Source organism: Rhodopseudomonas parapalustris (genome assembly GCF_053772255.1).
In genome coordinates this window covers 29,039-41,305 of sequence record NZ_JAMKBZ010000001.1, presented here as the reverse complement: position 1 = coordinate 41,305, position 12,267 = coordinate 29,039, and the positions used below count along the sequence as shown (strand labels likewise).

Below are 12,267 nucleotides of genomic sequence, written 5' to 3'. Positions count from 1 at the left end.
TCAGCCGACCAGCTCGCGCGCGGCCTTTACCAGTGCGCCTTCGGGGCGGCGCAGTTCGGCTAGGATCGAGAAGTGATCGTGACCGGGAAGCGGCAGCAGTCGCCCCGTTGCGCCAGCGGCCTCGCGACGCGCGTGCAGCTCCATCGAGTCGAGCACGAGCGCGGGCAGTTCGTTGGCGCCGTAGGCGAGATCGAGGCGCTTGTTGATCACCGGCAGTCGCAGCGGTGACAGCTTTTCGACTTCGTCATCGGTGAGTTGCAGCGCCTTGTTCAGCCCGGTGTCGCGGATCGGGCCGAGATCGAACACGCCGGAGATCGACAGGCCCGCGGTCACCAGCGGATGATCCAGCGTGATCGCCACGAGATGACCGCCGGCGGACCAGCCTGACGTCACGACCGGGCCGGCGACGCCGTGCTCGGGGCCATGAGCGGCCAGCCAGTCGAGCGCGGCGCGGCTTTCGTCGACGATCGTGGCGAGCGACACGTCGGGCGCCAGCGAGTAGCCGGGGATCGCCATCGACCAGCCGTGCGCCGCGATGCCTTCGACCAGCATGGCGAACAGCTCGCGCGAATTCTTCTGCCAATATCCGCCATGCCAAAACACGAGGCAGGGTGCGTCGCGCTCGGCGGCAGGATAAAGGTCGATCTTGTTGTTCGGGCGCGGGCCATAAGGCAGGTCGAGCACCGACTTCAACGTGGCGCGCGCCTTCGCCGACGAAGAGTTGCGCTCGGCGATCAGTTCGGGACTGTTCTTGACGGCGCTGTTATTGTCGTAAGCCGCGTCACGCTCGCTCTGCGCAAGTTGCGCCCAGTTGGTGCGGGGATCGGCAGGGCGGTCGTTCGTCATCGTGGCTCCATTGGCTGCGCGCTATTTATGGTCAGCTTTGCAACAAAGCCGCACGGCTGTCGATCGCATTGTCACGCCAAATGCCGCCTTGCGATTAATCAGACTGACGCGATCGCGCATCGACGCGTCTGCGCACTGCCGACGGTTTCTCGGGAGATAATCAGCCTGTCCGCGCGGGAGCGTCACGAGCGCGATTCCGTGTGATCGTATTTGTTGCACTGCGACTGCGTGGTCCAGATGGATGACGGCTTTGGCCGAAAATTGGCGTAGGGTGCTGCGCTAAGCAGTGAGCCGATCCGGTTGCCGTCACTAGGATCTGCAACGCCAGGAGTTCGATCGCAGGCTTGGGGTGGTTGCCATGGAGGAGCGAGTCGATCCGCCGATTAGCGAAGTCCTCGACCAGGAGATTTCCAGAGTCCTGTGCCCGCCTCACAAGAAAGAGATTTGAACTTTCGGAGAGCGGCTCACAGATTGCGACGATGCTGCGGCGCGAGGCGTTGCGGCTCCGGGTCGGTTCGGGCGTCTTGCTGAAAATTCCGAAGATGTTGCGGATTAAGGGATCGCGGAGGTCGCGCGCGCTGGCGGCTGTGCGCGAGCCGCCGGTCCGCGGCGCGCGTTCTTCCCAGATCGAAGCCCACTGCCGATTTCGCCGTCGGCACCGGGCGGTTTGAAAGAACGACGATGAATCAGGCAGTTCCGTCCGACGTGGCGTGGGTTCGGTCGTGACGCGGGGCGGAGCGGGAGCCGGCTCGACGGCAGCCGATCGTGCGCCGCCGCGTCGACGTTCCGGCCGGCCCTTGAGCCGTCGGCGGATCGCCGCGATGCTCTGGCCGCATCGGATCGGGTTGTTTCGCCTGTGCCTGCTGGCGGTTGTGGTCGGCGTCATTACCGGCTTCGGCGCGATCGCGTTTCGGGCTCTGATCGCGCTGATCCACAACGCGGCGTTCTTCGGGACGCTGTCGGCTTATTACGACGCCAATGAATTCACCCCGGCCTCGCCATGGGGGGCGCTGATCATCCTGGTGCCGGTGATCGGCGGTCTGGTGGTAGTCTGGCTGGTCAACAACTTCGCCCCGGAAGCGCGCGGCCACGGCGTGCCCGAGGTGATGGACGCGATCTTCTATCGCGAGGGCAAGATCCGGCCGCAGGTCGCCGCGATCAAGTCGCTGGCCTCGGCGATCTCGATCGGCACCGGCGCGGCGGTCGGCCGCGAGGGGCCGATCATCCAGATCGGCGCGTCGCTCGGCTCCTCGCTCGGCCAGCTCGTCGCGGTGGCGCCGTGGCAGCGGATCACGCTGGTCGCGGCCGGCGCCGGTGCAGGTATCGCAGCGACCTTCAACACCCCGATCGGCGGGGTGATGTTCGCAATCGAGCTGATGCTGCCGGAAGTCAGCGCGCGGACCTTCCTGCCTGTCGCGCTGGCGACCGGGACGGCGACCTTCATCGGGCGACTGTTCCTCGGCCTGGCGCCGGCCTTCGCGCTGCCGCAGGATCTGCTGCTGGCGGACCAGCCGACGCCGCTGACGTCGCTGTTGTGGTTTGCGCTGCTCGGCGCGCTGATGGGATTGGCCGCGACCGCCTTCATCCGCGGGCTGTCGGCGGCCGAGACGCTGTTCGAGACGATCAAGAACACCTATCTGCGCAATATCGTCGGCATGCTGATGGTCGGCGTCCTGCTGTACGTGCTGATGCGCAATTTCGGCCAGTACTACGTCGACGGCGTCGGCTATGCGACGATCCAGGCGATCATGACGGGCGGGCTGATACTGCCCGGGCTGCTGGCGCTGCTGTTCATCTGCAAGCTCGCCGCCACCTCGGTCAGCCTCGGCGCCGGTGCCTCGGGCGGCATCTTCTCGCCGTCGCTGTTCATGGGCGCGACGCTCGGCGGCGCGTTCGGCGCGGCGGTGGCGCTGGTCGATCCCGCGCCCGGCCTGACGGTCGCGACCGCTGGGATCGTCGGCATGGCGGCGATGGTCGGCGGCGCCACCGGCGCGGCGATGACCGCGGTGACGATGATCTTCGAGATGACCCGCGACTACGATCTGGTGATGCCGGTGATCGTCGCGGTGGCGTTGGCGATCGGCGTGCGCCGCCTGCTCAGCCGCGAAAACATCTACACCATCAAGCTGGTCGGCCGTGGTCATGCGATCCCGAAGGCGCACCACGCCAACATGTTCCTGGTCCGGCATGCCCACGAGGTGATGGATCGCAATCCGATCATCGTCGCGGCGACGACGCCGCTCGACGACTTCCTGCAGCGCGACGATCTTCCGCAGGGGCTCGCCCATGTGGTGGTGACACGCGGCGATATGATCGTGGGAGCGGCCCGGATCAATACCGGCTTTCGCCGCAGTACATCGCCGTCTTATTCCGGCGTCACGCTCGGAGATCTGGCGCAGAAGTTCACGATTGCTCGACGCCGCGACGTGGTGTTCGAGATCGTCGCCCGCATGACCCGCCGCCAAGCGTCGATGGCGATCGTGGTCGACAGCGAAGGCCGCCCACGGGCCTCGCAGGTAGTCGGTGTGATCACCAAGGAGCACGTTGCGGATTCGGTCGCCGAGAGCGTGCGACCCTACGGCTGAGCAGGGCCGCCGCGCGATCAGGTGTCGGTGCGGATCAGCGCCAGACCGGACTCCGGATCGTATGCCTTGCGCAGCAAGGTCGGGCTCTCGGTCAGCACGATCTCCAGCGTCGGCCGCACATGGCCTTCGCCGAGGTGACCCGCCATCGCGCTGCCGTCGCGCCGGCCGACCACGAGATGGATGTGCAGCGCCGGTTTGCCGGACGGCGCTTGTGCGATGTCGCCGGTGAGCGAAGCGACTTCGACCTGCTGGTCGACCGGGATCCGGATGTACTGCTTGGCGTCCCAGTCGAAGTAATTCAGCACGACCCGGCGAAATGCGCCGATCGCGCTGAACTGCGCGGCGAAGATGCCTTGCTCCTCGGCGAAGCGCTGCATGCACTGCATGACCTCGTCGCCGGTTTCGAGCACGATCACCCAGGTCGTCTGTCCGCCGTCGTCGTGCAATTTCCTGTGTTGCATAATGTCGCCTCGTTGATGGGCGGCAAACGGCGGACGGGCGTGAACGTTCCCCCGGCCACGATCCTCAGATCTGGCGGATCGTGGAGAAGTCGAACTTGCTGTTCGGCGGATTTTCGCCGATCCGGATCTTGGCATCGCCGATGAAATGATACGGCGGCACCGGCAAATTGTACGGTGCCGGAACGCCCCTGAAGACGCGTCCGGCCAGATCGTATTTGGAGCCGTGGCAGGTGCAGAAGTAACCACCCACCCAGTGCTCGGACGACGGCATGTCGGTTGGCAGCGGCTCGAATGTCGGGATGCAGCCGAGATGGGTGCAGATGCCGACCATCACGCCGAACTCCGGATTGACCGAGCGATGCCAATTGTCGGCGTAGTCGGGCTGCTGGTGCACGCTCGATGTGGGGTCGGACAGCCGCGCCAGCAGGGCTGGGGACTGCAGCGATTGCAGCGCCTGCGGCGTGCGGCGGTTGATGAAGATCGGGCGATCCCGCCAGCGAACGAGGATCTGCTGGCCGGGCTGCACGGCGCTGAGGTCGACGTCGATCGGGGCGCCGGAGGCCAGCGTCGAGGCGTCCGGCTCCATCTGATCGATGAATGGCCAAATCGCCGCTGCCGCGCCGACCGCCGCCATGGCGCCAGTGGCGACGAACAGAAAGTCGCGCCGCGTCGGTGTAAGCGGCTCGCGGCCGGGCGAGGGAGCAGGTGTGGAGGTCGAACTAGAATTATGAGTTGCGGCTGTGGTCACGGTGGTCGTCCCGCTTTGCCGCGACGCTTCCGGAAGGAGTCGCGCCGCGAACAGGTCTCGCCCCTGTCGTACCAAGTGGTCGCCGCGACTGCGGTTCCGCCTCACTGCGCATCCTGTCGCAGAGTTAATCGAATGGAGTGCGATGCCTGCCGAACACCGCCTGCGTGGCAGCTCATCGGTCAGACATTCCCGGTGAGCATCAGGATCGCTTGGACCACGACCCTGCTGGATTGCGCGATGAACTGCGTCGCCACGCCGATGCCGGCGAGCGGCAGGATGAAGATCAGCCCGAGCAGGATCAGCATGCCGTAAGGCTCCAGCCGTGCCAGCGGGTTCGCCAGCGCGCGCGGCAGGATGCCGACAGCGATCCGGCCGCCGTCGAGCGGCGGAATCGGCAGCAGGTTGAAGATCGCCAGCACGACATTGATCAGCAGCGCGTTGGCGAGGTTCTGCATCAGCCATTGGCCGGCCTCTCCCGGCACGTAGCCGACCAGATGGAAGGCGAGCCCCGCCAGCGCCGCCAGCACCAGATTGATCGCCGGTCCTGCCGCGGCGACCAGCACCATGTCGCGCCGCGGATTATTCAGGTTGCGGAAGTTCACGGGCACCGGCTTGGCATAGCCGAACAGAAACGGCGACTGGATCACCAGCAGGAGCAGCGGCAGCAGCAACGTGCCGAACGGATCGATGTGCTTGATGGGGTTGAAGCTGACGCGCCCCAGCATCCAGGCGGTGTTGTCGCCGCACAGCTTCGCCACATAGGCGTGCGCGGCTTCGTGGAACGTGATTGCGATCAGGAGCGGCAGCGCCCAGACCGAAATCACCAGCATCATATTGGAGAACGAACCTGTCATATCGATCGACTCGGGGTTTGGATCGATCGGAAGGCCGAAGATCCGAGGCGGGAACCAGCAGGATATAGAAGCCGCGCCGCCACCGCGCCAGCACCGGCAACCTCGTCGGCGTGATCATGGACTCGAAGTAATGCGGCGGCGTTCGGGGGCTGGCGTCGTAGACAATTTCTTAACCAAGACCGGAGGGCAGCGAGCGCTGCGCGCCCGCTTCACGACAATGGAACCGGATGGAACCTGATGCATTAGCGGAGGCAACACCACCGGCGTTTCGCATCGCCGGCGACTGACCTCTGCGCTTGTCCGAGACGCTCTCGCCATGACGTCGCTCCCGCCCCAAACCCCACCACCGCCTGGCTTCGATCCGCAGGCTCGTCAGGAAGCTCTCCGTCGCTCCCGCCGCAACGACCTGTTGCTGCGCGTCGCAATCGTCTGGCTGCTGGTGCTGGCGACGCTCTGGGTCGCACAGCCTTATCTCAGTGCGTTTTGGTTCTCCGTCACCGGCCCGCGCACCGTCACCGCACGCGGCGATCTGGCGCCGGCCGAGAAGGCCACCATCGAGCTGTTCAAGCAGGTGTCGCCCTCCGTGGTGCATGTGTTTGCGCAAGCGCAGCAGCGTGTGTCGCCGTTCTTCGCCCAGCAGGAAGCGCCGGTGCAGTCAGGCTCCGGTGTGATCTGGGACGCCGCCGGCCACGTCGTCACCAACAACCACGTCATTCAAAACGCCAGCCAGCTCGGCGTTCGGCTGGCGTCCGGCGAGTTCGTCACCGCACGCGTGGTCGGAGCGGCGCCGAACTACGATTTGGCGGTGCTCCAGCTCGAGCGGCCCCAGACGCCGCTGCGCCCGATCGCGATCGGCAGCTCGGAAGATCTCCAGGTCGGGCAGGCAGCCTTCGCCATCGGCAACCCCTATGGCCTCGAACAGACGCTCACCACGGGCATCGTCAGCGCGCTGCGGCGCCGATTGCCGACCGCGGCCGCGCACGAGGTCCGCGGCGTGATCCAGACCGATGCGGCGATCAATCCGGGCAACTCCGGCGGCCCGCTGCTCGACAGCGCCGGCCGGTTGATCGGAATCAACACCGCGATCATCTCAGGCTCCGGCGCTTCGGCTGGGATCGGCTTTGCGATTCCGGTCGACGCGGTCAATCGCGTCGTCACGGCCTTGATCACCAACGGCACGGTGCCGGTGCCGGGCATCGGCATCATCGCGGCGCGCGAGAACGAGACTGCTCAGCTCGGGATCGACGGGGTGGTGATCCTGCGGACGCTGCCGGACTCGCCGGCCGCCCAGGCCGGACTCGAAGGCGCCACCGACGACGGCTATGTCCGCGATGTCATCACCGCCGCAGACGGTAAGCCGGTTCACGGCATGTCGGATCTTGCCGCTGCGCTGGAGGACGTCGGAATCGGCCGAGACGTCAAGCTGACGGTCGAGCGCGACGGCCGGACCCGCACGGTCACCTTGAAGGTCACCGACATCTCACAGCGTCGCCGGACCTGACGAAGCTTTGGGCGCAGCCCAAGCATCCGCATCGGATGTGATCGATTCCGGCGAGCACGCAGATGACTGCGCCGGGCAAAAAAGTGCAGAAGCCAAGAAGAGACGGAGAAAAGAAAATCGAGCGGCGGGGCGAAGGCCCGACCGCTCGATTTTTCCCGGCATGAAGGCCGATCATTTCAGGAAGGCTGAGCATTGCGAGGAGCCCGGATCAGCGCTTCGCGCTGCCCGGGCAGAGACTGCGCGACGAAGCGCTTCGCTTGGAGGCTCAGGCCACTTTCGACAATGGCGTGTTCGACAATGGCGCGGCGGCGGCCTGCTCGGTCACTTCGTGGGTAATCACTTCGAAGTTCAGCAGATTGGTGACGCCGAACGAGGTCGAGATCGCAACGTCGGCGGCGTCGCGGCCGCGTGCAATCACGATGCGGCCGATCCGCGGCGTATTGTGGCGGGCGTCGAAGGTGTACCAGCGGCCGTCGAGATAGACCTCGAACCACGCCGAGAAATCCATCGGCGCCGGATCGATCGGCACGCCGATGTCGCCGAGATAGCCGGTGCAGTAGCGCGCCGGAATATTCATGCAACGGCAAAGCGCGACGGCGAGGTGCGCGAAGTCGCGGCAGACACCGATCTGCTCGAAGTGTCCTTCCGAAGCCGTGCGATCGTTACGGGCGAACTGATAGCCGAAGGTAATCCGATTATGCACGTAGTCGACGATCGCCTGCACCCGTTCCCAGCCCGAGTTGATGCCGCCGAACAGCGACCAGGCGAGGTTGGACAGCTTGTCGGTGTCGCAATAGCGGCTGCCGAGCAGATAGACCATCACCTCGTCGGGTAGCTCGCCGACCGGGATCTGCCGGGCTCCGGGCGCGACCTCGTCCGGCAGGCCGGAATCCTCGATCAGGAAGTCATTACTGATGTCGATGCGGCCGGGCGGTGCGACGATGCGGGTGCAGACATTGCCGAACATGTCGGTAAAGTCGCGCGACGGCACGTCCGGCGAAAACTTGATGACGTGCTCGCCGATCACATGCTGCGCGCGCGACGGATGCACGCTGAGCAGCAGGTTGATCGGCGTTTCCTGGAAACAGTGGAACGCGATATTGTAGCCTGCGCGAATGATCACCTGAAAAGCTCCGTTGCTGATCGAGAAGGGCCGATGATCGATCGGCCCCTATTGTTAATCTCAATCGCGAAGCGAACCGGGCGTTCCCGCTACCCAGCGGAGAAGGCTGCGCAAATTTGTGGCAAAACGCCGGCGCTCGGCCGCGGCGGCGTGTCTGGACTACTTGGAGAGCCCGAACAGCAGCAGGGAGCGGGCCGTGACTTGATACACCTCGCCGCAATCGAACTGCTCGTCGGGCATGCCGTGAGGCAGGTTGGTGTCGATCAGCAGCGACCATTTCGAGCCGTGCGGAACCTCCGGCAGGGTGAAGTCGACGACGCCGTCGAAGCTGTTCAGGATCAGCAGAACGGTGGCCTCCTGACCCTGCTTGTGGATACCCGTGGTCTGCGCCCGGCCGTCGAGCAGCATGCCGAAGCACTTCACATTGGCGTCGTCCCAGTGCTCCTGCTGCATCTCGCCGCCATTGGCGTTGATCCAGGTGACGTCCCGAACCTCGAGTTCCTCGTCGTATTGCCCGGTCAGAAACCGGCTCCGGCGCAGCGTCGGATTGGTCCTGCGCAGCTCGATCAGCCGCTGCGTGAAGTTCCGCAGGTGCTGCGCGGCCTCGTCGTGATCCCAATGGACCCAGGAGATTTCGTTGTCCTGGCAATAGGCGTTGTTGTTGCCGTTCTGGGTGCGGCCGAATTCGTCACCGGCGAGCAGCATCGGCGTGCCTTGGGCGAGCAACAGGGTCGCCAGCATGTTGCGCTTCTGCCGCTCGCGCAAAGCCATGATCGCTTCGTCGTCGGTCGGCCCTTCGGCGCCGCAGTTCCAGGAACGGTTGTCGGAGTGGCCGTCGCGATTGTCCTCGCCATTGGCGGCATTGTGCTTGTCGTTGTAGCTCGCCCAGTCGTTCAGGGTGAAGCCGTCGTGGGCGGTGATGAAGTTGACGCTCGCCCAGGCGCGCCGGCCCTGGCGATTGAACACGTCGCCGGAGGCGGATAGCCGCGGCGCCAGTGCCGCGGCCGACGCGTCGCCACGCCAATAGTCGCGCACGGTGTCGCGGAACTTGTCGTTCCATTCCGCCCAGCCGGGCGGAAAGCCGCCGACCTGATAGCCGCCGGGCCCGCAGTCCCACGGCTCTGCGATCAGCTTCACCGAGCTGAGCAGCGGATCCTGCATCACCGCTTTGAGAAAGCCGCTCTGCTCGTCGAAGCCGTAATGCTCGCGCGCCAGGATGGTGCCGAGGTCGAACCGGAAGCCGTCGATGTGCATCTCGCCGGCCCAATAGCGCAGGCTGTCGTTGACCATCTGGATCACGCGCGGATGCGTGAGGTTGACGGTGTTTCCGGTGCCGGTGTCGTTGATGTAGTAGCGCTTTTGCTCCGGCAGCAGCCTGTAGTAGCTGGCGTTGTCGATGCCCTTGAACGACAGCGTCGGGCCGAGCTCGTTGCCTTCGGCGGTGTGATTGTAGACCACGTCGAGGATCACGGCGAGACCGACGTCGTGCAGCCGTGCGACCATCTCCTTGAATTCGCGCAAGCTGTTCGGCACGTCGGCGGCGTAACGCGGGTCGGGCGCGAAGAAGCCGATGGTGTTGTAGCCCCAGTAGTTCACCAGCTTCTTGTCGAGCAGGTAGCTGTCGTTGACGAAGGTGTGGATCGGCAGCAATTCGACCGCCGTGACGCCGAGCGAGGCGATGTAGTCGACCACCGGCTTGGTGCCGAACCCCGCATAGGTGCCGCGCAGATTGTCCGGCACCTCGGGGTGCAGCATCGTGAAACCTTTGACGTGGGTTTCGTAGACGATGGTCTGGTCCCACGGCACGAATTGACGGCCGGGCTCGCCCTTCCAATCGAAGTCCGGATCGACCACAACGCATTTCGGCACGAACCTGGCGCTGTCGCGCTCATCGAAGGTGGTGTCGTCGCCGCTCTCCATCACGTAGCCGAACACGGCCGGGTCCCAGGTCAGCTCGCCGGCGTGAGCGCGCGCGTAGGGATCGAGCAACAGTTTGTTCGGATTGAAGCGGTGGCCGTTGTCCGGCTCGTAGGGGCCGTACACCCGATAGCCGTAGAACGTGCCGGGACCGACATCGGGAATGTAGCCGTGAAACACCTCGTCGGTGTACTCGGGCAGTTCGATCCGGCGCTCGGTATCGCCGTCGAACAGGCAGACTTCCACCTTGGTGGCGTTGGCGGAGAACAGGGCGAAATTGGTGCCGTTGCCGTCCCAGCAGGAACCGAGCGGATAAGGCAGGCCTTCGCGCACCGTGCCGGTGTCGTACACCACGTTGTAGCCGGGGGCCGTCTGGGGCTTTGCTGCGGGTTCAGCCGCTTCGGTCTCCGGCGGAAGCTCGAGCGTTTCGGTGGTGTCGGTCATTGCGGCTCCTGCACATGCGATGGCAACTCATCCGAGTGGTGGCGCGCTTCGTAACGCGCGGCCCACGGACGATGTGCGCCGACGGTCGTGTCATGCACAAGCCCCCACACCCGTGACTGCCGACAATGCACGAGTGTGGCTCCGGTTCCATCGCTGGGGAGGGCGGAGCGGCGCCGCGCTGCTCTGGCGCGAATCCGTTCGGCTCATGCTTGCTCAGAACGAAAGCGGCCCGGCGGATCGCGCCGCCGGGCCGGGTCGTCATCGAAATGCAGGCGAATGCCGCTTACTTGTTGGCTTTCGACTCCGAGGTGGTGTTGGTGCGGTCGCGATCGAGTTGCTGCGCCATTTCGAGATGGTGCTGCAGCTTGGGCAGCGTGGTGCCGGCCCAGTTCTTCAGCGCCGCATTGTCGCCACCCTTGGCGTAGCGTTCGAACAGCGACACCGCATCCTTGTGTGCGGCCACCTGCTGCTCGTCGAACGCCTCGTTGAACTCGGCGCCATTGGCGTTCTTCAGCTTGTCGAGTTTGGCCTGGTGGGCGGAATCGAGCGCGGTCGGCAGCGTGGCCTTGACCTTGCCGTCGGACACCAGCGACTTCAGCTCGCTCGACGTCTTGGTGTGATCGGTGATCATCTGCTTGGCGAACGCCTGCTGCGCGGCGTTGCCCTTGCGTTCGGCGAGCTGGTTCGACTGGATCTCGAACATATCGCTGATGGCGACCTGCTTGACGAAGTCCTCGGTCGAGGGCGCGATCCCGAGCACCGAATTGACGCCGGTCTTCTCGGTGACCGATTCCGCCAGGGCAGGGGTTGCGACCAGGAGGCAGCCGAGGACGAGTGCGGTGCGGTTCATCTTGGTTTCCTTTCAGCTTGCGGCTTTGCGGTTGACGCCCTTGCGGAGCGCCACGGTGTTGAGCTTGGTGTTGGCGGCCTTTTCCTCGTTGAGATTGGTGGTGAGGAAGCGGACGATATCGTCGTGGCCGAGCGCCTCGGCCCAGGCGATCAGCGTGCCGTAGCGGGCGATCTCGTAGTGCTCGACCGCCTGCGCATTGGCGACGATGGCGGCGTCCAGCACGGTCTTGTCGGCGATCTCGCCGGCGGTATCGTCGGCTTCCTTGATCAGGCCATCGATCGCCGGGCAGTCGATCCCGGACGGCTTCTCGCCGAGCTTCTTGAATACCTGATCGAGGCGCTCGATCTGCTTCTCGGTTTCTTCCAGATGAGCTTTCAGGCCCTGCGACAGCTCGCGATTGGTGGCCTGCTCGATCATCTTCGGCAGCGCCTTGATGATCTGCTGTTCGGCGTAATAGATGTCGTGGAGGCCGTGCAGCAGCAGGTCCTCCATCGTCTGAATGTCCTTGCTGAAAAATCCCATCGTTGCTTCCCCTCGGATGAGCCGCGTCCTGCGACTCGACCGGAGAACCGGGGACGGTCGATTCCGTTCCGTCCGGCGACAAGAGGAGAGAGCGGCCAATCCGACGGCCCCGACGGTGTTCGCGGGCTGGCAGGACATCGCGCTGCGCTCAAGGACGGGGAAGTTGGTGGTGCGCCGGCAAGGGGAGTTGAGAGCCCGCGGCTAACGTGTTACGGGGGCTGCATCGCGGGTGTAGCTCAATGGTAGAGCAGCAGCCTTCCAAGCTGAATACGAGGGTTCGATTCCCTTCACCCGCTCCAATGATTTCAATGAGTTAGGGGCGGTCGTCTGGCCGCGATGAGCGCCAAGCGGATTCGCTGGCGGATGGTCGTCGCGTTCACCGCACCGGGCCAAACCCTGCCGAATCTCTGGCTGCA

Annotated in this window: 10 protein-coding genes and 1 tRNA gene; 3 read left to right on the top strand and 8 right to left on the bottom strand. The window is 64.9% G+C overall.

Annotated elements, in window-relative coordinates; all coding sequences use genetic code 11:
- On the bottom strand, positions 1-846 hold the full coding sequence (locus M9H71_RS00185) for an alpha/beta hydrolase (protein ID WP_455403113.1): 846 nt from the start codon (positions 844-846) through the stop codon (positions 1-3).
- Between the two features lie 821 nt (positions 847-1,667).
- Here M9H71_RS00185 and M9H71_RS00180 point away from each other — a divergent pair.
- Positions 1,668-3,431, top strand: coding sequence for a chloride channel protein (locus M9H71_RS00180; RefSeq protein ID WP_455403112.1), 1,764 nt, complete (start codon positions 1,668-1,670; stop codon positions 3,429-3,431).
- A gap of 17 nt (positions 3,432-3,448) precedes the next feature.
- Here M9H71_RS00180 and M9H71_RS00175 read toward each other — a convergent pair whose 3' ends face one another.
- From M9H71_RS00175 to M9H71_RS00165, 3 genes are all read right to left on the bottom strand, one after another.
- The gene (locus M9H71_RS00175) at positions 3,449-3,892 is read right to left on the bottom strand and encodes a PPC domain-containing DNA-binding protein (RefSeq protein ID WP_230757015.1); all 444 of its coding nucleotides are present in this window, start codon (positions 3,890-3,892) and stop codon (positions 3,449-3,451) included.
- Between the two features lie 64 nt (positions 3,893-3,956).
- Positions 3,957-4,640, bottom strand: coding sequence for a ubiquinol-cytochrome c reductase iron-sulfur subunit (gene petA / locus M9H71_RS00170; RefSeq protein WP_455403111.1), 684 nt, complete (start codon positions 4,638-4,640; stop codon positions 3,957-3,959).
- A gap of 179 nt (positions 4,641-4,819) precedes the next feature.
- The gene (locus M9H71_RS00165; RefSeq protein ID WP_415216604.1) at positions 4,820-5,494 is read right to left on the bottom strand and encodes a site-2 protease family protein; all 675 of its coding nucleotides are present in this window, start codon (positions 5,492-5,494) and stop codon (positions 4,820-4,822) included.
- A gap of 316 nt (positions 5,495-5,810) precedes the next feature.
- Here M9H71_RS00165 and M9H71_RS00160 point away from each other — a divergent pair, with 316 nt between their 5' ends.
- Positions 5,811-6,995: a S1C family serine protease gene (locus tag M9H71_RS00160; protein WP_455403110.1), complete on the top strand. Its 1,185-nt coding sequence runs from the start codon at positions 5,811-5,813 to the stop codon at positions 6,993-6,995.
- A gap of 265 nt (positions 6,996-7,260) precedes the next feature.
- On the opposite strand, the gene M9H71_RS00155 is transcribed toward M9H71_RS00160, so the two are convergent.
- From M9H71_RS00155 to M9H71_RS00140, 4 genes are all read right to left on the bottom strand, one after another.
- Positions 7,261-8,118, bottom strand: a complete 858-nt coding sequence (locus tag M9H71_RS00155; protein WP_455403109.1) for a transglutaminase-like domain-containing protein — start codon at positions 8,116-8,118, stop codon at positions 7,261-7,263.
- Between the two features lie 159 nt (positions 8,119-8,277).
- Positions 8,278-10,479 carry a glycogen debranching protein GlgX gene (gene glgX / locus M9H71_RS00150; protein ID WP_455403108.1) on the bottom strand — a complete coding sequence of 734 codons (2,202 nt, stop codon included), beginning with the start codon at positions 10,477-10,479 and terminating at the stop codon, positions 8,278-8,280.
- 283 nt (positions 10,480-10,762) lie between these two features.
- Entirely contained in the window at positions 10,763-11,329 is a 567-nt protein-coding gene (locus M9H71_RS00145) for a DUF4142 domain-containing protein (protein WP_455403107.1), read from the bottom strand.
- 12 nt (positions 11,330-11,341) lie between these two features.
- Positions 11,342-11,851, bottom strand: coding sequence for a YciE/YciF ferroxidase family protein (locus M9H71_RS00140; protein WP_455403106.1), 510 nt, complete (start codon positions 11,849-11,851; stop codon positions 11,342-11,344).
- 225 nt (positions 11,852-12,076) lie between these two features.
- Here M9H71_RS00140 and M9H71_RS00135 point away from each other — a divergent pair.
- A tRNA-Gly gene (locus M9H71_RS00135) sits at positions 12,077-12,150 on the top strand.
- Positions 12,151-12,267 lie beyond the last annotated feature (117 nt).

What these genes read in the sequence shown, in the direction of transcription:
- M9H71_RS00180 (WP_455403112.1), top strand. Translation starts at nt 1,668, where the DNA reads ATGCTCTGGCCGCATCGGATCGGGTTGTTTCGCCTGTGCCTGCTGGCG.
- M9H71_RS00160 (WP_455403110.1), top strand. Translation starts at nt 5,811, where the DNA reads ATGACGTCGCTCCCGCCCCAAACCCCACCACCGCCTGGCTTCGATCCG.
- M9H71_RS00175 (WP_230757015.1), bottom strand. Translation starts at nt 3,892, where the DNA reads ATGCAACACAGGAAATTGCACGACGACGGCGGACAGACGACCTGGGTG.
- glgX (WP_455403108.1), bottom strand. Translation starts at nt 10,479, where the DNA reads ATGACCGACACCACCGAAACGCTCGAGCTTCCGCCGGAGACCGAAGCG.
- M9H71_RS00185 (WP_455403113.1), bottom strand. Translation starts at nt 846, where the DNA reads ATGACGAACGACCGCCCTGCCGATCCCCGCACCAACTGGGCGCAACTT.
- M9H71_RS00165 (WP_415216604.1), bottom strand. Translation starts at nt 5,494, where the DNA reads ATGACAGGTTCGTTCTCCAATATGATGCTGGTGATTTCGGTCTGGGCG.
- M9H71_RS00145 (WP_455403107.1), bottom strand. Translation starts at nt 11,329, where the DNA reads ATGAACCGCACCGCACTCGTCCTCGGCTGCCTCCTGGTCGCAACCCCT.
- M9H71_RS00140 (WP_455403106.1), bottom strand. Translation starts at nt 11,851, where the DNA reads ATGGGATTTTTCAGCAAGGACATTCAGACGATGGAGGACCTGCTGCTG.